Origin of the sequence: Streptomyces sp. MUSC 14 (genome assembly GCF_001866675.1) — a bacterium.
In the GTDB taxonomy this organism is placed as follows: Bacteria; Actinomycetota; Actinomycetes; order Streptomycetales; family Streptomycetaceae; genus Streptomyces.
The window spans coordinates 1-21,426 of sequence record NZ_MLYN01000113.1 but is presented as its reverse complement, the minus strand read 5'-3'; the positions used below and the strand labels follow the sequence as shown (position 1 = coordinate 21,426).

At 71.9% G+C, this 21,426-nt stretch carries 19 protein-coding genes and 1 pseudogene; 5 read left to right on the top strand and 15 right to left on the bottom strand.

Annotated elements, in window-relative coordinates:
- Positions 1-42: 42 nt before the first annotated feature.
- From BIV25_RS45255 to BIV25_RS45215, 9 genes are all read right to left on the bottom strand, one after another.
- A complete protein-coding gene (locus BIV25_RS45255; RefSeq protein ID WP_371273153.1) occupies positions 43-1,047 on the bottom strand; it encodes a hypothetical protein in 1,005 nt (334 codons plus the stop codon).
- A gap of 120 nt (positions 1,048-1,167) precedes the next feature.
- Positions 1,168-1,821 (bottom strand): RES family NAD+ phosphorylase, encoded by a 654-nt coding sequence (locus BIV25_RS45250; protein WP_071378442.1) that lies wholly within the window; start codon positions 1,819-1,821, stop codon positions 1,168-1,170.
- Entirely contained in the window at positions 1,821-2,516 is a 696-nt protein-coding gene (locus BIV25_RS45245) for a hypothetical protein (RefSeq protein WP_071378441.1), read from the bottom strand. Before BIV25_RS45245 ends, BIV25_RS45250 begins: the two co-directional genes overlap by 1 nt.
- Positions 2,513-6,109 (bottom strand): CHAT domain-containing protein, encoded by a 3,597-nt coding sequence (locus tag BIV25_RS54135; protein ID WP_071378440.1) that lies wholly within the window; start codon positions 6,107-6,109, stop codon positions 2,513-2,515. Before BIV25_RS54135 ends, BIV25_RS45245 begins: the two co-directional genes overlap by 4 nt.
- A 169-nt stretch (positions 6,110-6,278) precedes the next feature.
- A complete protein-coding gene (locus BIV25_RS45235; RefSeq protein WP_256257211.1) occupies positions 6,279-6,821 on the bottom strand; it encodes a hypothetical protein in 543 nt (180 codons plus the stop codon).
- Positions 6,822-7,345: 524 nt separating this feature from the next.
- On the bottom strand, positions 7,346-7,723 hold the full coding sequence (locus tag BIV25_RS45230) for a hypothetical protein (protein WP_256257210.1): 378 nt from the start codon (positions 7,721-7,723) through the stop codon (positions 7,346-7,348).
- A gap of 335 nt (positions 7,724-8,058) precedes the next feature.
- Entirely contained in the window at positions 8,059-8,616 is a 558-nt protein-coding gene (locus BIV25_RS45225) for a GNAT family N-acetyltransferase (protein WP_071378439.1), read from the bottom strand.
- Positions 8,617-8,878: 262 nt separating this feature from the next.
- Positions 8,879-10,384, bottom strand: coding sequence for a carboxylesterase/lipase family protein (locus tag BIV25_RS45220; protein WP_071378438.1), 1,506 nt, complete (start codon positions 10,382-10,384; stop codon positions 8,879-8,881).
- A gap of 339 nt (positions 10,385-10,723) precedes the next feature.
- A complete protein-coding gene (locus BIV25_RS45215; RefSeq protein ID WP_071378437.1) occupies positions 10,724-11,629 on the bottom strand; it encodes a virginiamycin B lyase in 906 nt (301 codons plus the stop codon).
- A gap of 109 nt (positions 11,630-11,738) precedes the next feature.
- Here BIV25_RS45215 and BIV25_RS48880 point away from each other — a divergent pair.
- Positions 11,739-12,011: pseudogene (locus BIV25_RS48880) on the top strand (winged helix-turn-helix transcriptional regulator); the annotation flags it as partial.
- A 712-nt stretch (positions 12,012-12,723) separates the two neighbouring features.
- Here the strand turns inward: BIV25_RS48880 and BIV25_RS45210 are convergent.
- Complete coding sequence (locus tag BIV25_RS45210; RefSeq protein WP_071378436.1) at positions 12,724-13,419, bottom strand: SDR family NAD(P)-dependent oxidoreductase; 696 nt, start codon at positions 13,417-13,419, stop codon at positions 12,724-12,726.
- Positions 13,416-14,303 (bottom strand): NAD(P)H-binding protein, encoded by an 888-nt coding sequence (locus tag BIV25_RS45205; protein WP_071378435.1) that lies wholly within the window; start codon positions 14,301-14,303, stop codon positions 13,416-13,418. The genes BIV25_RS45210 and BIV25_RS45205 overlap by 4 nt, the downstream gene beginning before the upstream one ends.
- 69 nt (positions 14,304-14,372) lie before the next feature.
- Here BIV25_RS45205 and BIV25_RS45200 point away from each other — a divergent pair, with 69 nt between their 5' ends.
- Positions 14,373-15,200: a LysR family transcriptional regulator gene (locus BIV25_RS45200; protein ID WP_071378434.1), complete on the top strand. Its 828-nt coding sequence runs from the start codon at positions 14,373-14,375 to the stop codon at positions 15,198-15,200.
- 546 nt (positions 15,201-15,746) lie between these two features.
- Here BIV25_RS45200 and BIV25_RS45195 read toward each other — a convergent pair.
- Together BIV25_RS45195 and BIV25_RS45190 are read right to left on the bottom strand one after the other, a co-directional pair.
- Positions 15,747-16,346 (bottom strand): hypothetical protein, encoded by a 600-nt coding sequence (locus BIV25_RS45195; protein WP_071378433.1) that lies wholly within the window; start codon positions 16,344-16,346, stop codon positions 15,747-15,749.
- 169 nt (positions 16,347-16,515) lie between these two features.
- Positions 16,516-17,073: a TetR/AcrR family transcriptional regulator gene (locus BIV25_RS45190; protein ID WP_071378432.1), complete on the bottom strand. Its 558-nt coding sequence runs from the start codon at positions 17,071-17,073 to the stop codon at positions 16,516-16,518.
- Positions 17,074-17,146: 73 nt separating this feature from the next.
- On the opposite strand from BIV25_RS45190, the gene BIV25_RS45185 reads away from it, so the two are divergent.
- On the top strand, positions 17,147-18,304 hold the full coding sequence (locus BIV25_RS45185; protein ID WP_071378431.1) for an FAD-dependent monooxygenase: 1,158 nt from the start codon (positions 17,147-17,149) through the stop codon (positions 18,302-18,304).
- A gap of 384 nt (positions 18,305-18,688) precedes the next feature.
- Here the strand turns inward: BIV25_RS45185 and BIV25_RS45180 are convergent, their stop codons facing one another.
- A complete protein-coding gene (locus tag BIV25_RS45180) occupies positions 18,689-19,078 on the bottom strand; it encodes an FAD-dependent monooxygenase (RefSeq protein WP_371273154.1) in 390 nt (129 codons plus the stop codon).
- A 98-nt stretch (positions 19,079-19,176) separates the two neighbouring features.
- On the opposite strand from BIV25_RS45180, the gene BIV25_RS45175 reads away from it, so the two are divergent.
- Positions 19,177-19,356 (top strand): hypothetical protein, encoded by a 180-nt coding sequence (locus tag BIV25_RS45175; protein WP_071378429.1) that lies wholly within the window; start codon positions 19,177-19,179, stop codon positions 19,354-19,356.
- 64 nt (positions 19,357-19,420) lie between these two features.
- Here the strand turns inward: BIV25_RS45175 and BIV25_RS45170 are convergent, their stop codons facing one another.
- On the bottom strand, positions 19,421-19,996 hold the full coding sequence (locus BIV25_RS45170; RefSeq protein ID WP_177235660.1) for a TetR/AcrR family transcriptional regulator: 576 nt from the start codon (positions 19,994-19,996) through the stop codon (positions 19,421-19,423).
- A 136-nt stretch (positions 19,997-20,132) separates the two neighbouring features.
- On the opposite strand from BIV25_RS45170, the gene BIV25_RS45165 reads away from it, so the two are divergent.
- On the top strand, positions 20,133-21,350 hold the full coding sequence (locus BIV25_RS45165) for an NAD(P)/FAD-dependent oxidoreductase (RefSeq protein WP_071378427.1): 1,218 nt from the start codon (positions 20,133-20,135) through the stop codon (positions 21,348-21,350).
- Positions 21,351-21,426: the final 76 nt, after the last annotated feature.

Genomic DNA, 21,426 nt, shown 5'->3' with positions numbered 1-21,426 from the left:
TCCGGTCGGCGCCGGTCGCCGGTCCCGGTCCTCCGTCCCGGCTCAGTCCCGGGCCAGCGTCCGCACCAGCAGCCTCGCCGGTTCCGGATGGCGCACGATCAGATGGAGCGCCGGGTCGGCGCCTCGGGACAGCTCCGCGTCGACCGCCGCCCAGACCGCCTCGACGCTCTCCTGGTACGACAGCCCGCCCCGGCCCGAACCGAGCAGCGGCAGGCAGACCGAGCGCAACGGCGGATCGAACCGGGGGCTCTCCTCCGCCAGCAGCGCCAGCGCCCCGGCCACCGCCCGGGTGACGTCGGCCGGCAGCACGTCGTAGTCGTTGGTCCCGGACCGGGGAACGGCGACGGCGGCGTGGTAGAGCCGGCGTATCCCCCGCTCCGCCAGTGCGCCGGAGCCGGTGGCCGCCACCGTCCCCGGCACCACCGGCCGGCCCGAAGTGCCGTTCCGGGCGGCCCAGTCGCGCAGTTCCTCGTGGACGGGGTCGGCGAGCAGCTCTCCGGTCAGGCTCCAGGACGCCGCGGCACGCCGCAAGGAGGCGGAGACCGATGACTTGTACGCCTCCGGCAGCGCGAAGTGCGTATTGGACGGCACCACGATCGCGTCCACGCCGCGCAGCAGATCGACGGGGTGCACATGGAGGGTGACGGGAACACTCCGGTCGCCCGCCGCGACGGTGAGGGCGCGGTGGGTGTCCACGGGGGTCCCGGTCGGCGGGGCCTCGGCGGTCAGCCGGCCGATCTGCTCGGCGATCTGGCCGAGCACCATCCCCTCCTGGTGCTTGCGGAACCGCTCCACGCTGACGCCGTACACCCCGGCGGCGCGTCTGCGGCGGTCGGCGCCCGGCCAGTCCCGGGTCCCCGGAGCCATTCCCAGCGTGTACTCGGCCGCCTCCTGCAGGTTCCCGCCGCCCAGCCGGTCCACCGCCAGCCGCAGCAGCCACTCGACCGCGACGGCGGATGTCCCGCTCCCGGACGCGCCTTCGCGCGCGAGTGCCGCCGAGGCCGCCGCGCTGAGCGCGGGCAGCCGAACGTCACGCAGGCGCACCATCCCCGCTCGGCGAACTTCCTTCAGATCATGGAGAACTGAGGCGTGATCAGCTGTCCCCTCCGCCATGACCCAAAGGATGCATCGCCGCGTCCCTGGCCACAAGAAGCCCAGGGCGCCCCGTCAGGGGACCAGCGCCGCCCGCAGCGGGGCGAGCAGGCGGTTGGCTTCCGCGATGCCGGTGGGGGATCCGAGGTCGTTGATCCCCAGGGCGGGGTCCGGTTTGAGTGGCTCGGCACCGCAGCGGTCGCCGAAGAGGACCACCGCATGCCGCGGCCTGTGCCGCCGTGACTGCCACAACAGGCCCTGTGCATGCGGCACTTGGACGCGCAGTTCGCTCGCCCAGCGCCGGGTCTGCGAGTATCCGGCACCCTCCGCCTCCAGCAGCCAGGAGTCCTGGCAGACCGCGGCCAGGTCCTCCTCGGTGACCAGCCGGATCAGCGTCAGATCGACCCGGGTGCGCAGGAGGCTCAGCGAGCGGCCCGCCACCCAGGCACGCGGCACCAGCCGGCATCCCGACCCGGTGTCGAAGTCCAGCGAGCGCAGCAGCACCTCGGCGAGCGCCGTGGCGGGTTCGGCGCCCGCGTACAGGAACGGGTAGGGATCCTCGGACGTGCCGTCGAAGCGGTTGCCGCCGAAGTGCGAGTCGACGGCGACGGGGTTGAACGACTCGGGTGGCCGCCTGCCGCTGTGGCACCGCCACAGCTGCGAGCCCGCGGGCAGCGTCGACACGTGGGGCGTGAACCGGTAGGCGGCCGGCGGGAATCGGTCGGGCATCAGTCGCCCTCCAGCATCGCCGAGGCCGCGCCGACCAGCAGATCGTCGGGCAGCCGCCCGAGGAGTGCCGCGGGCCGACCGCCCAGCCAGAGGTTGCCGCTCAGCCACCAGTCGGCGGCGCCCCAGGGATCCTCCTGAGCCAGCAGCAGGCGGTTGACCGTGCGCACCACGGGGAGCGGGCCTCCGTCGCCGCCGGTGAACTGGAAGGCCGGATAGCGGGGTCCGCGTACCGGGTCGTCCAGCCGGATCAGCCCGTCGGTGCCGGCGGCGCGGTCCGCGCAACGGTGCCGTGCCTCGGCGGGGGAGAACGACGGTTCCGCCAGAAGCCGTTGGCGCGCCTGCGCGAGGATTCCCGCCGTGTCCGTGCCAGTGTCCGTGGCCGTGCCCGTGGGCGGGCCGGAAACGGTGAGCCGGGCGTGGAGTTCCCTCGCCCGCTCGGCCAGGTCCGGGGTGGGCCGCGCGGGCCCCGCCCATCGCGGCCCGTCCAGCGCGGACCGCACGGGATGGCCCGGCGGCAGGGCCAGCAGGGCCAGCCGCACCCCCTGTGCGGCCTGGCGCACGGCCCGTTCCTCGGACGGGGCGGCGGCCAGGTCCCCGAGCCGGGCAAGGAGCACGTCACGCCGCTCGTCATCGAGGGCGGAGCGGATGTCCGGCCAGTGCGACCTGATCAGGTCGAGCAGGTCCTCGGCGTTCATGCGGTACCCCTTGCGCGTGTGTGCCGCGTACGAAGAACCGGGGTGCCCCTGTGCGTGCGTGTCCCGGACGAAGGGCCGGGGTGCCCCTGGTGGATGAAGGAGGCCCAGAGCGCCGGCCGGGTCAGGCCCGGCAGTTCGGCCTCGCCCGCGGTGAGTACGTCCAGCACGCCGTCGGGCAGCCGGCGCCCCGGATCCAGCATCCACAGCTGCGCCGCTCGCAGGGCGCCGGCCGGATCGAAGCCCTCGACGGCCGCGAAGTGGTGGAAGACCGCCATCATCAGCGCGGAGGCGCTGTCGGTCGTCGTCCACCGTGAGCCCACGACGTTCCGCGCGCCCCGCGCCACGAAGGCCGTGGTGAGGGTCAGTGCCTCGTCGTGGTCGCGGGTGCTCAGGTCCGTCTCGCACCCGCTCAGGACGACCAGCGGCCCGCTGCCCGGCCGCGCCCCGTCCTCGGCCGGGCGGTCCAGCAGGCGCGTCACGGTCAGCATGCCCGCGTCCGGCAGGGCTCCGGGGCCGCCCAGCCCGGCGGGCCAGGACTCGGAGTCGCCGGGGAACGCCAGGCTGAGCGCCGAGACGGTCGGACGCGGACCCGCACAACCGTGCGACGCCACATGCAGCAGCGAGAGCGGCCGCTCGTGTCCGGCCGTCAGCAGCTCCAGCAGTTCGGCCGGCGTTCCGGGCGCCTCCGGGGGCGCGGGCGGCTGGTAGAACTCGCCGAACAGCCTCGCCCGCGGGTAGAAACCGGCGTGCAGCGCGCTGATCTCCCGTTCCGCGTGGGTCAGTGTCAGCCGGGGATCCGCCACCAGCACCGGCGCCGCGTCCACCGGGGTCCTCTCGCGCGCCGTCGCGAGGAGGAACTGACGGCCCGAGGCGGCGTAGCTCACCACCATGTCCTGGCATGCGTAGCGGTACCCGTCCCCGTCGCGGGCCCGCGCCGCGTGCCAGGGCACCACGCCCAGGTTCCCGCAGGGCACCAGGACGACCCGGGGCGGGGCGGGCGGGCCGTCCTCGTTGCCGCAGGCGTCGGCGCGGAGTCCGGCGGCCAGCTCGCAGACCTGTGCCATCACTCCGGACCAGGACCAGTCGCAGAGCTTTCCGAGGGCCTCCTCCCAGGCGTGCTCGGCGGCTTCGTTCCGGTACCGGGACCGGGCCGCGGCGGCGTCCAGGTATCCGGCGAGCGGCCCGCTCCCCTTGCCGGACAGGGCGGGCACCAGGGCGGTCATGGCCCCCGTCTCAGGTGCCAGGACGAGGGCCGTCCCCGGATTCTCCGCGTCCCCGGGCACCAGATAGACCAGCATGTCGGTGTCGGCCGCGGCTGCCGCGCCGCACAGTTCCTCGATCGTCGGGATGCCGAACAGCTGCCGGCGATCGTCGTCGCGCCGGTAGCCGAGCGCTTCCAGGGCGCGGCGGCGCAGGCTGCTGGGGAGCTGTCTGTCCGGCCCACCCGGCCGCGAGGCGGACGCCTCGCCCCAGGCGTCGGCCAGCTCCCGCTTCCCCCGCGCCCGCAGCAGCTCGGGTACCCCCGCGGAGGCCGAGGCGGCCTGGAGCACCAGCGCCCGGCTCCATTCCAGCGCCTCGACCGCCTCGGCCAGGCGACCGCACACCGCGGCCCAGCGGGCGACCAGAACCCCGCGTTCGCCGCCGCTCCTGGCCGTCAGCAGGCCGTGCTCGGCGCCGGACTGCAGGAGGACGTCGGCGGCGACGCAGTGCAGGGAGTCCAACGCGGCGGTGATGGCCGCGTCCAGGTCCGCCGGGTCCTCGGTGTGGTCGGACCGGCAGGCGTACGCCTCGGCGAGGTGCCACAGGACGTTTCCCGCGAGCAGCGTCTCCTCGCCCCGCCGGATTCGCTCCCGGATCCGCTCGAAGCCCGCGATGGCCCGGTCGAGATCGGCGGGATCCTTGGTGTGGTCGTACAGGGAGAGCAGGCCCACCGCTGTCCGGAACTCGCCCTCCTCGCTCCTCAGGGTCGTCGCGGACGGGATGGCGAGGCCCGCGCGGATCAGCTCGGGATCGTTCTCCTCCTGGCCGCGCTGGATCCGGATCAGGCGGGTCAGCTCCCGGGTCAGCTCCTTGAGGGGCGGTGACAGATCCTCCAGCCGCACGGCTTCCTCGAGGCAGGCGAACATGCGCTGTCTGTCGGCGGCGTCGCCGCGCAGGGCGCCTCGCGCGTCGTAGGCCTGGGCCAGGGCCATCAGGATGTTGACGGCGATGTCGTCGTCCCGCGGTGCGCTGTCCCGAAGGCTCAGCAGTTCGTCGAGGATCGTGTCCAACTCGGCCAGGTCTTCGGCCTGTCGGGCCCGGTCCAGCCGGGACAGCGCCAGGACGGTCCGGGTCATCACGGTGAGACTCAGCGGGGACCGGGTCTCGGCGAGGCGTTCCACCGCCGATTCGAGGAGCTGGTGGGCGACCGCCGCGTCCTCAAGGCTCCCGCCGACCGCCTCCGCGCTGCCCACGACCGCGGACCGCAGCGCGTCCACCATGGCGTCCAGTTCGTGCCCCGCCGGGAGCCGGCCGGAGACATCGGCCATGCGGCCGAGCGCCGAGTCGAGCAGATCGGGGTCACCGTTGCGGAAAGCCGTCACCGCTTCCTGCAGGGCCTGGGGAACGGCGTCCATGGCACGGTCCTCGGGCCGGAGCGGGGGGTGCACCGGGTCCCGGTCCAGTTCCTCGTTCATCCTACGGAGCGCCTCCGGGCTGACGAAGCCCGGGTGAACGGCCTGGAGCGCGGACAGTACCCGGGCTCTGTTCCGTGACTCCGCCTCCGCCGCGCCCGCCTCGCTCGCCTCGGGCCGGTCGGGCCGGTCGGGCCGGTCGGGCCGGTCGGGCCGGTCGGGCCGGTCGGGCCGGAACCCCTCATCCGTGGAGGCTGATTGCTCCCGAAGACGTTCCCGGGTCTTGCTCACCGTCGCGATCTGGTCGGCCCACGGGAAGTCGTCCGGCAGCACGCCGGCCAGCTGCTCGCCCGTCACCCGGGACGCACCGCCCGGCCGCAGCATCTCCGTCAGCAGGCCGAGTGCGGGGACCGCCCGGTCGAGGACCTGTCGCAGTTCCGGCGGCATCGGCAGGACCTGGACGTCGGTGAAGAGCCGGGGCAGTTCCGCGACGTCGAAACTCCCACCGTCCTTGAGATACCAGTCCATGAAGGCCGCGTGGTCGGGAAGCCCTCCGGCGCGCCCGCCCAGCTCAGGACTCGGGAACAGTGTCACCAGCAGCCCGAACGCGGCACACCGCCGTTCCCATTCGGGCGCCTTCGGCTCGGCGTCGCGGACCTGGCGCATGTACCGCAGCACCCGCCTGCGGTCCTCGGCCCCGCCCCCGCCCCCGCCCCCGCCCCCGCCCGGGCCGGCGTACCGCAGCGCGAGCAGCACGCCCAGCCGTGCGACCACCGCGTGGCGCACTGCCTCGCCGGGTTCCAACAGCCCTTCCAGTTCGGTCAGTTCACTGATCGTTCGGTCCTGGATCCCCGGTTCGGACATGACTTCGAACCGGGCCGATGCCGGGACCTCGGTGAACGGAATCAGCGGATCGGCCCGGGCCGCGGCGTCCCGGGCCCACATCCGCAGTGCCTGCGCCCCACCGCTGTCGTCACTCATCGCTCCCCCGTTCGAGCCGCCTGTCCCGTCTCACGGTCCTCGCATCATGCCCAGTCGATCGCCGCCGGGTCGCGGATACGGGGCACCGGACGGAAAACGACCTGGATTCAACCGCACACCGACCGCAACCCGGCCGCACCTCGGCTGTACCCGGCCGCACACCGCTCCCTCAGCCGTCCCCCTCGGGCCCCGGCACCCCCAGGTCGGTGCGCATCCGCTGCCGCATCAGTCGGATGTGCCGCCAGAGCAGTTCGATGTCCGTCCGTACGGCGCCGAGCGAGTCCCCGGGGCGCGGGTCGCCGTGATCGAGCCGCATCAGCATGCCGTAGGTCGCGCTCAGCGAGCGGTTGACGGTCCCGGCGAGGTCGAGCACCGGATCGGGAACCCGCAGCTGAGCCTCGGCGTAGCAGTCCCGGTGGGCGTCGCGCGCCTCGGTCAGCCGCCGGCTCACGGCCGGGGAGCCGTCCGCGTTCGCGAGGGCGTGCATCTGGTCCGTCAGCGCGGCCAGATACTGCCGACAGGCGGTGTTGAGCGCGACATAGGTGTCCCGCCGTGCGTCGAGCCGGGCCCGGCCCTCCTGTTCCCGGCGTTCCTCGGCCCTCTCCCGCCGCCGGGATTCGTCCGCCGCACGCTGGGTCAGCAGGGAGGACAGCAAGGTGCCCAGCACACCGACGACCGCCACGCCCAGCCCGGACATCACGGACGCGTCCATGATCCAACTCCCGTCCCCCGTAGGCGGTTTGCTTCCAGCTTCGCACTTCCTGGCCACCGCGGGTGCCTGCGGTGGGTGCTGCGGCGGCCGTGGACTTCACGGCCGCTTGGCGCATGGTCGAGACGGCGCCCAGCTCCTGCGATGGATGCCGCCGCCGGGGAGGGCGGACGTAACGACGAAAACGCCACAGGGGGCATGGCTCCGGCTGCTCAGCGGCGGTTCCTGGGCGACCCAGGCCGCCCGGAGTGGTCGTGTGGAGTCCCGTTCCCACACGACTCCACACAGCCCCCTCAGCCGCCGGCCAACCTAGGACCGACGACGCATCATGTGGAGTGCCACGTTGCACAGTGGAGAGGGGGCTCTGGTGCCGCCTTGCACAGTGACACACGAAAGCGCAGGTAGAGCCTGGGTTCTGTCTCTTTGGTCAGCGTCGGGCCAGGTACCGGCGCGAATACCTCGGGGTGGGGAGTGTTCGTCCTGATGAACCGCTGCCACCACCGTGCGGGTGGGCCTGGCACCGGTGATCAGCCGCGCTGTTCGACGCTGCTGTCGGCGATCGCCCGGAACAGCTCGCGAGCCCGCTCGAAGAACTGCTCGACCTCCGTGGTGTCCGGCTCGTCACCATCCGCAAGCATCCGGGCCTGGAGCTGCTCGGAGCGCAGCCCGTCGTAGCGGGCTCGCACATCCGCGGTCACGGGCTGGACCGCGATGTGCAGGTGTTTGCGCGCATCGCGGCCGTGCGACCACATGCAGACGTAGGTCTGCTCGGGCCGGCACAACGTCTCCACGACACGAGCGGTAGCGCGCAGCAGCGGGCCGAGTTCCGCCGCTGCCGTGTCGTCGAGCTCCGCGATGGCCACGACGTGCTCCCGCGGACCGACGATCAAGGTGCCGAGATTCATCGGACCGACGACGTGGTTCACCACCCAGGCAGAGGTTTCGTGCAGGACACCCCCGGGCAACTCCCGGCGCCCGGTCAGAAGGTCACACCCAAGACACCCCGTCACATCCACGCGCGCCAGCCTATACAGAGCTCGCAGCAACGAAGTCGGCCGCCAACCCGGTTGATCAATCCGCCGGTTGGCCTGCGCCCGCGATGAAGCTCCTGGTAGACGGGTTCACGACCACGATTGCCCGTGCCGGCCGGTTGGCCGTGCATCCGCGTGAACGAATACGTTCTTGCGCATCTGGTCGACCGGCACAACAAGCGGCGGCTTGTGGATCTGGCATGGCCAGCTCACACATCGCTCATCGAGTGGTGTCGGGTGAACTCGTCGGCGAGCATGCCCATCACGACGAGATCGCGGTGCCCGCCGGCGAGGAACACGCGATCGCGGAGGCGGCCCTCCTCGGTAAATCCCAGTCGACGGTGAAGCGCCAACGATGCCTCGTTGTGCGCGAAGATCCGGGCTTCGCACTTGTGGTAGCGCCGATCGGCGAACATGAAGCGCAGCAACAGCACCACGGCCTCTGCCGCGTAGCCCTTGCGCCGATGATCAGCGCCGATCGTGACACCGTACTCGAACCAGCCCGCACGTGGGTCGGCGTGGTACGAGCCGACAGCACCGACCAGTTCCCCTGTGTCGACGGCTTCGACGGCGAGTTGGAAGCAGTCGCCGTCGGACGTGGCGGCGGCCTGCTCCTTCGCCCAGGCGCGGAAGCCCTCGGCGGAACGCGGTGGGTTCAGCAGGTCTCCCAGCCTCTCCTCGTCCTCGGCGAAGCGCATGAACGCGGTCCAGTCGTCGGGCTCGATGCCGCGCAGGCGTATCCGTTTGCTCGTCCAGAACGATGTCATCACGCCATCGGATCACGGCGCAGGGTGCGACGTCCAGGGCTTTCGCCGCCCTCGGACGGCCCGTGACCTGGCACTTCGCGGTTGGCAAAGGTGCCCCTTGATGTGCGGTTCCGAGTTGGCCGAAGTCCTCGCGGACCTGTTCGGCGACGCCCGGATCGGGCCGGCAGGGCAAGTGCACAAGCCCGACGAGACACCGTCCGGCGTGTCGATGTCGTCGACCGCCGACAACCGACCGGACCACCCTGCGGACCCGAGTTTCGCTTCAGGGCCGAAGCGGTGCGTAGTCCGCGTGGCGCCACAGGGCACGGGCCGCCGTGTTCTGCGCTCCAGCAGGGCTGTCTGCGGTGTCCCAGACATGGGGGTGTGTCGACGGGCCGTCGAGGGGGGACCAGCCGGGGTCACCGGAGGTGGCGAAGCTGACCCATGCCCCCATCATGCGCTGGGACAGCTCCTGGTCCGCGGTGTCGGGTGGACCTCCGATCAGGAACTCGACACTTTTGAGGATGGTGTTGCCGAAGGCGAAGGGGATGTCAGCGCAGTGCCAGGCGCGTGCCACTCCCCCGGGGCGCTCGCGGTGGCGGGCGAAGCAGGACAGGAATGCCCGGCCACCGGCTTGCGCATGCCGCTCCGCCAGTCGGCTGGTGTACTCGCTGAACAGCAGGTCACCGAGGATCGCGAGATGGACGTCGTGGACAGGGGCGTCGGGCATCAGCTGCCGGTATCCCGGCACCAGGTTGTCGGGGAGGTGGAAGTCCCGGGCGAAGCTGCGCAGTTGTGTGTCGGTGGTGACCTTCGCCGTACTGCCGACGGCGTCCATCAGCCAGTACTCCTGAGTGGTGTGGGACACGAGGAGATCCACCGCCTCCGAAGCTCCGGCTGCCGTCGCCGACAGGGGGTCGCTGGGCAGGATGTCTCCGTCGACGACCGGACCGTAGAGCACGGAGTTGTAGTGGCGGGGCCCGGAATCCGGGTCGTGCCGGTAGTCATCGACAACACGATCGGAGGCCGCGAGCAGTGCCTGCGGGGTGGCGGACGTCAGGTGTGTGGAGGTGGCGGGGATGCCCGCCGCGGCCGCGACCCTCCGGGTGGTCTCAGCGGCGAGATCGGCGGAGTAGCACGGGCCGACGACACTGTGGGCGATGACACGGCGGAACAGCCCGCGTGCCCGGTCCATCACCATCAGGCAGGCAGCCGAGGCCGCCCCGGAAGACTGCCCCGCTACCGTGACGTTGGCCGGGTCGCCGCCGAAGTCGGCGATGTTCTCACGTACCCACTGCAGCGCGGCGATCTGGTCGAGCAAGCCCCGGTTCTCCGGGAACGGCGGCTCTGCACCGGGCGGAACGTGCCCGAACCCTTCAAAACCCAGCCGGTAATTGAAGGTCACCACCACCAGACCGGCACCGGCCAGGGCGGTGCCGTCGAAGTCGGGCTGCGCGGAGGAGCCGAAGGTGTAGGCACCACCGTGGATCCAGACCAGGACCGGCGCCGGACCGCTGCCGGTCGCGGGAGCCCAGACGTTGAGCGTGAGGATGTCCTCGTCGCCGGGCGACCAGGACGGCGCCCCTGGAAGCCGTGCCGACTGCGGGGCTATCGGTCCGAAGTCCCGGCACTCACGGACCCCCTCCCACGCCTGAACCGGACGCGGCTCTCGGAAGCGGTTGGCCCCAAAGGGCGCGGCAGCGTAGGGAACACCGAGGAACGCCACGGTATCGGGCGCCGCCACCCGTCGGCCCCGGACCAGACCGTCTCTCGTCGTGCGGACATCCACAGGTTTCCTCCACTGGATGGGACATGGCCGGCTCAGTCGGCTCAGCCGGGTCATCGGAGCGACATCAGTTTTACGTGGCCGGGGACGTACACGCGTACGCCGGCCTCGGGAGCCACGGTGGCGGGCGGGGTGGGGAGGGGCTTCCTCACGGTCGTCCGCCTCGATGACGAACCTGCCGTCGAAGGAGTGATGTGCTCGGTCTCCGGGGTCTCGCCGCCGGCAGTTTCCCGGCCGCGGCGAGGCTGCCGGTCCAGCCTTCGTGTTCCTTGCGGTATGCGGACCGGTCGGCCTGGATCCGGGGGCGTGACTCGTCCGTCTCGGAGATCACGAGTGCGTATGTCATGAAGGTTCCGCTCCGTCCGCCGGGGCGATGCGGGCGAGTGAGCCGATCTCCAGTGCGGCCCACAGGGCGCCGTCGGGGCCGGGGGCGATTCCGTGGGGTTCGGAGTGGGGGGTGGGCAGGCCGTGGACGGTCAGGGAGCCGTCGGGGGTGATCGTGCCGATGCGGTTGCCTCGCCATTCGGTGAACCAGACGGTGCCTTCGCCGTCGACGGTGACGGCGTGCGGCCGGGCGGTGCGGTCGGGCAGCGGGAACTCGGTGATCTGCCCGGCGGGAGTGATCCGTCCGATCTGCCCGGCGGCGATCTCGACGAACCACAACGCGCCGTCGCGGCCTGCGGCGATCCCCACCGGCGCCGCCGCCTCCGTCGGCAGGGGATGCAGGGTGACCGCACCGTCCATGCCGATCCGGCCGATGCCGTTCCACTGGTTGAGGGTGAACCACATCCCGTCGTCGTCACCGGCGGTGATCGCTGAGGGGAACGCGCCTGTGGCGGGGAGCGGGAACTCGGTGATGCGGCCGTCGACGGTGATGCGGCCGATGCGGTCGGCGGCGGTCTCGGTGAACCACAGCGCACCGTCGGGTCCCGCCGCGATGCCGAACGGCCCGCAGCCGGGGCCGGGCACGCGGAATTCGTCGATGACACCGTCGATGGTGATCCGCCCGATCCGGTCCGCCCGATACTCGGTGAACCACAGCGCGCCGTCCGGGCCGGGCGTGATGACGGTGGGCCCGCAGCCGGGGTCGAGCCGGTGGCTCGTCGGCTTCTCGCCGGGGACGAGCCGGCCGATCCGGCCGCTGTGGACGAGGGTGAACCACAGCGCGCCGTCCGGCCCCGTGGTCAGGGCGTAGGGTCCGGCCTCGCCGTCGGCCACCGCGTACTCTTCGATGGATACCTGGGTCAAAGGGGCTTCCCCAAACCGTGTTCGGCGGCGATGCGTTCGATGTCGGCCGGCGTTCCGGCCATGATGGTGCGGGCGTGTTCGGTGACCAGGTCGGTGGGCCAGTCCCACCACGCTGCGCGCAGTCCTCGCCCAGCGGACCGCGCCCTCGGGCCGCCGCCTGCAGTACGTACTCACCGACGCGGGCCGCGACCTCTTCCCCGTCCTCCTCACCCTGCGCCAGTGGGGAGAACACCACGCCTTCGAGCCCGGCGAAGCGCACTCGACGCTGGTCGATGAGCACGGCGCCCGCGTACCGGACATCAAGCCGACCGGCGCTGACGGAACCCTCCTCGACGCCGACACCACGCACGTGCAGAAGACCGGCGGAGAACGACACCGGTGAGGTGACGGTCGACGAGACGGTCAGCGTCTGTCCCCGGACGCACACAGCGACGCGAGATGTCCGGCCGGTTGACGGGCCGCGCCCGCGGGCCGGACGACCTCCACAGCGATACCGCGGGCACGGGCGTACGACACGTCGCCGACGTTCGAAGCATCGGTGACGCCGACCTTCAACGGCCGCCGGTACGAGGGCACCGCACGCCTGCGCCCGGACGCGCGTCCCGGACAGGCTCAGCGCGCGTCGTCACGCACGGGGGGGTGGGGGACATGTGGTCAAGAAGGCGGTTTCTGGATCGCCTCGGCCAAGGGACGGCCTACCTCACGGTGTCCGGTGCGTGCCCGGCGAAGCGTCATGTCGGGCAGGTTCTCCCTGTTGCGTTCACAGGGGACACCACCATTGAGACTCAGTTGAATGGGGGCAACAGAACTCCTGTGCACGTGAGTTGCGATGTTTGACGGGCGGCGGACGGCGAGTGGCAGGTGACGGGGGACGGGTAACGGGTGACGAGGTGTCACATTCTGTCGCCGCCTCCCGTCACGACCGCCTGTGCGCCAAGCAGCGCAGCGGACGGCGAACCGGCTGCCCAGCAGTGAACGGGCCCCGGTCGGGCACGGGTGAGGAGCCTTCGACCACGGCCTCGACCAGGACGGCGAGTCGTCCGGTACGGGCACGCGCCCAGGAGCCAGCACCTCAACCGTGAGCCGGCCGGCGGCTACCAGGGCATGGTGTGGTCCTGGTAGTCGAGGTACTTCAGGCCCGGCTCGCCGCGGTGTCGGTCGATGGTGTCGGCGATCCCGGGGACGACCTGATCCACCGTCAGAGGTGCGCCAGGGCCGCCCAGTTCGGTGCGGACGTGGCCGGGGCACATCAGGAGCAGGCTGTGCGCTGCGTCGGCGTACCGTGCGGCGTAGCTGCGCATCAGCTGGTTGAGGGCGGACTTGCCGGCCCGGTAGGCGTCCTGGCCGCCGTGGGTGTTGTGGGCGAGGCTGCCCTGCCGGGAGGACATCACGCCGATGGTGCCGTCCGCGACGACGAGCGGGCGCAGCGCCTCGACGACGCGCATCGGGCTCAGCGCGTTGGTGACCATGACGTCGGTGAACATGTCGGTGGGCACGTCCGCGATCGGCAGGTCGCCGCGGGTGATGCCGGCGTTGACGAAGAGCAGGTCGAGGCTGCGTCCCGCGAGCCGGTCGCGGAGCGCGTTGATCTGCTCGGGTTCGTTGATGTCCAGCTGCTCGACGGTGACCCGGCCGTCGGAGGCGTCCGCGAGGTCGTGCAGACCGGTGCGGGCCTCGCCGCGAACGGTGCCGACGACGTGCCAGCCGCGGCGCGCGTACTCGGCGGCGAGGCCGAGGCCCAGGGTGCGGGAGGCACCGGCGATCAGAGCGGTCGGGGCTGTGCCGCTCATGCGTCCACCGCCGGCCTGAGGACCTCCTCGCACCAGGTGCGGAAGGTGGTGGGGCTCGCGGTGTCCGGGGTGCGCCGCACACCGTTGTCGAGGCCCTCGCCCTTGGCGCGCATCATCGCGACATAGCCCTCGACGAGGGCTTGTCCCGTGCCGTGGCTCTGGAGCGCGGCGCGGAAGTCCTCCAGGGACTGCCGGCGGTAGCGGATCGGGCGGTCGAGGACCTCGCTCATGATGCGGGCCAGGTCTGCGGCACATAGGTCCTCCGGGCCGAGTACGGGCACCTCGCCGGTGCCGGTCCAGCTGCGGTCGGTCAGCAGCCGGGCCCCGGCTGCGGCGATGTCGCGGGTGCTGGCGACGGGGGCCTTGAGGTCGGCGGGGACGGTGTCGGTGAAGACGCCGTCGTCACGGATCGAGGCGGTCTGGCGCAGCAGGTTCTCCATGAAGCTGGGGTTGGCCAGGGCCCGGAGGGCAACGCCGCTTGCCGCGATCAGGTCGTCCATCGCGAGGGAGGCGGTGACCAGCCCGGCGTGGTCGGCGACGGGGGTGCCGCGGCCGAGCGCGGAGACGCTGACGACGTGGCCGACGCCGTGGGCGGCGAAGGCTTTGGCGGCGGGGCGGGTGAAGTCGGCGTAGACAGCGTCCAGGGTGGGCGCCTGGCGGTTGGGCGGGGCGACCCAGAAGACGGCGTCGGCGCCGGCGAGGGCGCGGTCGAGCACGGCGGGGTCGCCGTGCGAGCCGGTGACGGCGTCGACGCGGTCGCGGACCGCGTCGGGGAGCCGGGCGGGGTCGCGGACGACGACACGGACCGGCTCGTCGGTCCGGTCCAGGAGGCCGCGCAGCAGCGAGCTGCCGATACTTCCGGTGGGAGTGGTGACTACGATCATGCCTTCGAGTCTCGGCCCGGACGTTTCGGGCGTCCAATACCCTTTGCCCCCGCTCGATACCCTGAGGGCATGAGTCTCGATCTGCGCAAGCTCCGCTACTTCGTCGCGCTGGCCGAGCACGGCAACTTCGGGCGGGCAGCGCAGCAGTTGTTCATCGCCCAGCCGGTGCTCAGCCGGCAGATCAGGGCGTTCGAGCAGGAGTTGGGGTGCACGCTGCTCAACCGGACGACGCGCCGGGTGGAGCTGACGGCGGCCGGGCATCAGCTGCACGAGGAGGCGAAGGGCATCCTGGCGGCGGTGGAGGCCGGGCTGCGGCGCGTCCGGGACGCCGACCGAGGCGTGCGGCGGCTGATGGTCGCCTTCTCCCCCGGGCTGCACGTCTCGGAGGCGATCCGGGCCTTCGGGGAGCACCATCCGGAAGTGGAGATCGACGTCGTCCCGGCGCACTGGTGGGAGAAGGACCTCCCGCTGCGCGACGGCCGCGCCCAGGTCGGCTTCCTGCGCCGCCCCTTCGACGACACGGGGCTGTCCACCGTCCCGATCGGCAGAGAACCCCGGGTGGCCTGCCTCCCGACCAGCCATCACCTGGCGAGCCGTCACGTACTGACCCTGGCCGACCTGGAGGGCGAGCCGGTCCTGGACACCCCGACCCGCCGCCGCACCACCTCCGCGGAGGAGAAGTTCGAGCTGATCGCCTCCGGCCACGGCATCGCCCTGGTCCCACTGAGCGTCGCCCGCACCTACTCCCGCCCCGACCTGACCCACATCCCGGTCACCGACGTACCCTCCGAGGAAACCTGCCTGGTGGCCCCCACCACCACCCGCGAACCACTGGTCCTGGCCTTCCTGGACATCGCCACCACGGCGCTCCGTAGCGCCCGGAGCCTGTCTCCTTGACGAGGAACCCTCCCCGCCGAACGGGTACTCGTACTGATACTCGTACTCGTACGACATCGACCTCTCGGGCGGGATCCTGGCGGACTACGAGCGGCGCCCCGGGCCTTCCTTCGGGGCGTCCTGCCTGGTGTGGACGGTCTTGTCGACACCGGCCACCACGAGATCCTGCCGGCGAACGAGTTCCTCACGCAGATGGACCGTCACCCCGGACGGGACTGGCGTCGCCAACCGAGCACGGGCCTCAGGTGGACCGGCTGGCGTCGGCGTCCTGCCACCTGCGGGTCCGGACGAGCCCTGCGCTGCCTGATCCGAGCTCGACGTCGGCCGTCTCGTGGCGGTGCCCAAGTCCCAGCGGATCGAGTCCCTGGCCGGCATCCGGCGCATCGACGAGCTGCTCATCGGCGAGGCACCCGACGACGTCTGGCAGACCCTGTCCTGCGGCGACGCGGCCAAGGGCCCACGCGTCGACGACCGGGCGTGGCCCAACTGCCCGCGGACCTCGTCCACGACCCGGGCCCGACGAAGAAGAACAGAGAGCACCGGTGCTCACTTCTCGCAGTCGGGCCACGTCGCCACGAGTGTTCGCAGATCTGGAAAGCGGGGACCGGAGACCGTCTCCCGGGTGGGTTCGCCGTCGATCCGGCACACGTGCTCGGGGGCGCCGTCGCCGGTGTCGAACAGACAGCACACTCCTCCGCTGTCGGCGGTGAGGTCGGTGAACGTCTTCCTGATGGTGGCCGACCGCGCGAACAAGCGGCTCATCCTCGACGTCGCTGCCCAGCACTCCACCGACGTGTAGCCGGGGTGCAGAAGGGACTCGAACCGGATCGTCGCGTAGATGTACCCGATCTGGACGCGCCCGTCCGCCTCGGGTTCACGGCCGTTCGTCTGCGCGTACTCACGCAGTGCGTCATCGACATCGAACATGAGAGACATGTCGAGCTCGAGCGTGCTGCTCGTGGAGCAGTCGACCGGCTCGCTCTTGAAACCGGACGTGAACGGGAGGACGATCCGGTCACCGCCGGGCAGGGTGATCTCAAGCGGCGGTACGGCACGTGCCGGTGGCGCCAGTTCGGCGAGTTCGGCCAACGCCCTCGCGACGTTCCGAGCACGAAGACAGATGTCGTAGCCGTAGACCAGCCCCACGTTTCCCCCTGTCCCCGATCGAACCGCACCCTCTCACGCCCCGCCCCGTGGGCGCTCGTCGGTTTGAGGAGCGTTTCGGAATGAGGTCCGCAGGCAGCGGAGGCGGCTGAGGCCGTCGGCCGGTTCGAGCAGGGCCGTGGACTCCGTGGACGCCGTGGGCGCCTCGGTCCTAACGCAGCGCGGCGGCGACCAGGCCGTCGAGAGCCTCGCGCCGTACTTCGCCGCCGTTCACCAGCCGATCGAAGACCAGTCCGTCGATGCAGGTCAGCAGAGTGTGCGTGCGGTTCTCGACGTCCGTGACGCCGTGCGCGGTGAGGAACAGCCGGACGGCTTCGCGGCCGGCGTTCTCGCGGGGCACGAGGATCTCCCGCAGCTCCGGGTCGCGCACGCTCTCGACGGCGCAGGCATGGCGGGCGAGCGAACGGCGGCGGCCCTCACCGGTGAGCCGCTGTCGGGTGAGCAGCATCATGCCGTCCACCAGCTCCTCGACGGTGCGCAGGGGCAGAAGCTCTTCCGCCATCGTGTGAAGTTCCGCCTGGTCACGTTGGACCAGGCGGGTGACGAGTCCGGTCAGCAGCGCAGCACGGGTGCGGAAGTAGGCCGAGGTGGTGCCGGGCGGCATGGCGGATTTCCGGTCGACCGCGCGGTGGGTCAGGCCGCGCATCCCTTCGTCGACGAGCACGTCGAGAGCCGCGTCTGCCAGAAGGGTGCGCCGATCGGAAGCCATGCCCCCTTTCTACACCCGTAGAGACTCGGGATAAGGTGGGTTTCTACAGATGTAGAAAATAAGGGGGTCCGGCATGGGGAACACGGCAGTGGTGGTCGGAGGGGGCATCGGCGGGCTGGCCGCCGCGATCGGTCTGTACCGCATCGGATGGGCCGTGACGGTCCTTGAGCGTGCGTCCCTGCGTGAGGACGCGGGGGCAGGCATTTCACTGGCCGCCAACGGCCTGCGGGCACTGGACGAACTCGGCGTCGGCAAGGCCGTTCGGGAGGCGTCACAAGGCCAGTACAGCGGCGGCACGCGGACACCCCGGGGCGGCCGGCTGACCCGGCTGGACGGCTCGGCGCTGGAGAAGGCGGTGGGCACGCCGATCACGGGCATCCCCCGCTCCGCCCTGCACCGCATCCTCCGCGACTGTCTGCCCGCCGCATCACTGGTGATCGGCTCGGAGGTGGCCGGGGTCGAGCAGGCCGGCCCCGGGACGGTTCAGGTCGACTGCGGCGCCACGGTCCTGAACGCCGATCTGGTGGTGGCGGCCGACGGTATCGGCAGCAACGTCCGCAGCCGTCTCTTCCCGGACCATCCCGGCCCGGTCCACAGCGGCTCGACGGTGCTGCGCGCCATCACCGAGCACGCGGTCGACCTGCGCACCGACTTCGAGCTGACCTGGGGCCGAGGGTCGGAGTTCGGGCACATCGCCTTCCTGGACGGGCGGGCCGAGTGGCACGCCGTCCTCAGCCACCCTGCCGGAACCCGGTTCGCCGACCCACTGGCCGAAGTGCGCCGACGGTTCCACACCTGGCACGACCCGATCCCCGCGCTGCTCGACGCGACCCGGCCCGCGGCCGTGCTGCATCACGACGTCAGCGAACTCCGCACGCCGCTCCCCGCATACGCGGTCGGTCGGATCGCGCTGCTCGGCGACGCGGCCCATGCGATGACCCCCAACCTCGGACAGGGTGCCTGCCAGGCACTGGAGGACGCGGTCACCCTGGCCGCCGCCCTCGGCGCCGAGTCCACCGTCGAGACGGCGCTCGCCCGCTACGACGCCGTGCGCCGGCCCCGCAGCCAGGCCGTCGCACGGGCTGCCCGGCAGGCCGGGAGAATGGGCCAGCAGCTTTCCCACCCACTGGCCGTCACCCTGCGGAACACGGCGATGCGACTGACACCGTCCCGGGTCGCCACACGTATGATCCTGCGCCATCACGCCTGGGTCCCGCCGTCGCTGCACTGATCCGGTTCGTGCCCGCCACCTCACCACCGGACATCTCGCGGACCACCGGACATCTTCCGGGCCACGTCGCGCTCGCCGCCGAATCCGGCGGCCCGCTGCACTGCGAAGGGCTGCCTCGCCGCCGCCGTCGGACACGTCGCCGTCCTGGTGGGCCCGCCCTCACTCGGAGCTCTCCGCCAGCAGGCCGGACTGTGCAACGCCGTGTGCGCGGTTCTGATACTCGTGGTGGCCGCGTCCTTCGCCACACCCGCCGCCCGCACGGTAAGCGTCACGCGCAGTCCCGCCTGGTAGAGGGCGACGTCGTGGCTGAGAGGCCGACCGCCCCCGGATTCCTCCTCCTCCGGCCGGCGGCCGGGCAGTTGCCTCCGGAGGGTTCTGACCGGGTCAGTGCTGCGGGTCGCCGCCGAACATGGCGACGGCCTCGCGGCCCTTGGCCTGGTTCTCGGCGACGCAGGGGCGCAGTTCGGCTTCGTAGGCGGCGAAGGCCGCGCGGTGGTCGCCGTCGGCGGCGGTCAGGTGCCGCGCGAGGCAGTGGGCGCCGATCAGGGCCTGGGAGGTGCCCATGCCCGCGGTCGGGGCGGCGCAGTAGCCGGCGTCGCCGAGCACGGCGATGCGTCCGGCCGACCAGTGCTCCAGCTGGACCTGGCAGGTCGAGGCGAAGTAGAAGTCCTCGGCGTCCGCCATGGCCGCGAGGAGGCGGGGACTTCCCACTTGCCGCCGTACGCTCCTTCCCGCTGCCGCCCGCTCACTGCGACCGGCCCCGCCGTGCCCGATCCCACCGCATCCGGCCCCGCCGTGGCGGCTGCCGCCACCTCCCGCCCGTCACGCCGGACCGCACCCCGGCCACTCCTCCCCACGAACAGGCGAATCCCGTGACACCACGCCAAGCCGCCACCACCCCCCACCGCACCGGCCTGCTCGGCAACGACGACCCGCGCGAACGTGACCGCCTGGAGACCGTCCAGCGCAGCGCGGACACGTTCACCACAGACATCGTCGAGGGCCTTCCCGTCCAGGTCGCGGCCTGGCCGTCGCCCGCTTCGGGGCCATGACGGCGATCTCGTTCGGGGCTCGCGCGTCCTGGGGTGCCGCTGGGTACTGGGCGCTGACGCCGGGTCAGCCCACGCGGGCGCCGGTCCAGCCGTTGCCGAGCAGGTCGAAGACCCGGTCGAGGGCGGTGCCGGGATCGCGGGACCCGCGGACGAGAACGGGTGCCTCCAGGGCGAAGTGGGCCAGCGCCCGGCAGCCCGGGTCGTCGGTGGGCAGTCCGGCGTCGTCGGCGATCGCCGCGGCCAGGGCGTGCTCGTGTCGCAGCCACATCCGGCGGGCGTACTCACGCAGCGCCGGGGTGGTGTCGATCAGGCGCAGGAAGTCGTCGAACCGGGGGTCGGCGTGGACCCGCCGGGAGTGTTCGCCCTGCAGCATCCGGTGCAGTGCCTGCGGGACGGACTGGCCGGCGGGGCGCTCGCGGACTGCTGCGACCAGGGCCGCCTCGCGGTTCGCGTCCTGGTCGAAGACCAGCGCCTCCTTGCCGTCGGGGAAGTGCTTGAAGAGCGTCGTCACCGAGACGTCGGCCGCGTCGGCGATCTCGCGCACCCCGACCTCGTCGTAGCCCCGCTCGGCGAACAGCCGCAGTGCCGCGTCCGCAAGGGCCTGGCGGGTGGCTGCCTTCTTGCGCTCTCGGCGCCCCATCTCGGTCACCCGCTCACCTTACCCCGTAAGTGCATCGAATTAGAAAGTTGAGCTGTTACGCTTTTTGAGCGGTTGCACCTAGCCTGGTGCTGTCGCGACCCGTTCGCGATCCGCGCCACCCGAGGGGAAGGTCCCGATGACGAACAGCACACCCCGGATCTGCATAGTCGGCGGCGGACCCGCCGGCCTCACCTGCGCCCGCGTCCTGCAAGGGCACGGCATCGAGGTCACCGTGTACGACGCCGACGACGCCGTGGACTCCCGCGACTCCGGCGGCACGCTCGACCTGCACGCCGACTCCGGGCAGATCGCCCTCGCGGACGCCAGGCTGCTCGACGCCTTCATGGCACTGGCCCGGCCGGAGGGGCAGGCCATGACCCGCCGCGACCACCATGGCGCGGTCCTGGCGGAGTTCACCCCCGGCCCCGGCGACGAGGCCGCCCCGGAGATCGACCGCGGCCGGCTGCGCCGCCTTCTCTTCGACCACCTGCGGCCCGGCACCGTCCGCTGGGGCCACCGGCTCGTCCGCGCGACCCCGCTCGGCCACGGCGGACACCGCCTGGAGTTCGCGGGCGGCACCTCCGTGGAGGCCGACCTGGTGATCGGCGCCGACGGGGCGTGGTCGAAGGTCCGACCCCTGGTCAGCGACGCCACCCCACAGCACCTTGGGGTCTGCTTCCTGGACGCCCGGTTCGACGAGGTCGACTCCCGCCACCCCGAGGTCGCCGGGATCGTGGGCTCCGGCCACATGTTCTCCAACGACAACAACGGCCGCGCAGTGATCCTGCAGCGCAACGGCGACGGCGTGGTCCGCGGCTACATCGCGTTCCGCGCCGCACCGGACTGGCACGTCGGGGCCGGCGTGGACCTCACCGACCGGCAAAGCATCCGCTCCCACCTGGCCCGGGAGTTCGGCCACTGGTCGGCGGACATGCGCGCGCTGATCATCCGCAACGACGGCGACTACGTGCCGCGCTCCTTCTGGGCGCTGCCCGCCCCGCTCACCTGGGAGCACTCCCCCGGGGTCACACTGATCGGCGACGCGGCCCACCTGATGGCGCCCTTCGGCGGTCACGGCGCCAACCTCGCGATGCTGGACGGCGCGGAACTCGCACACGCCATCAGCCAGGCGGCCTGTCTCGACGAGGGGGCCGCCCGCTACGAGTCGGACATGTTCGCCCGCTCCGGAGAGCTCGCCGTGAACTCGAACGAGGCACTGGTGCAGTTCTTCGCCACCACCGACACGCCCGACCTGCCGCCGGACCCCGAGCAGGAGCACCGGGACTACCTCGCCCGGGCGGAGGCCTACCGACAGGAACGGGCCCGCCGGGCGGGCGAGCGCACCGGGGCTTAGGGCTCGTAAAGAATCAACGCGTTGCTTCACGGTCTCTGCGTCGTTGGTGTGGTATGCGCATACCGAGCGAGGTTCG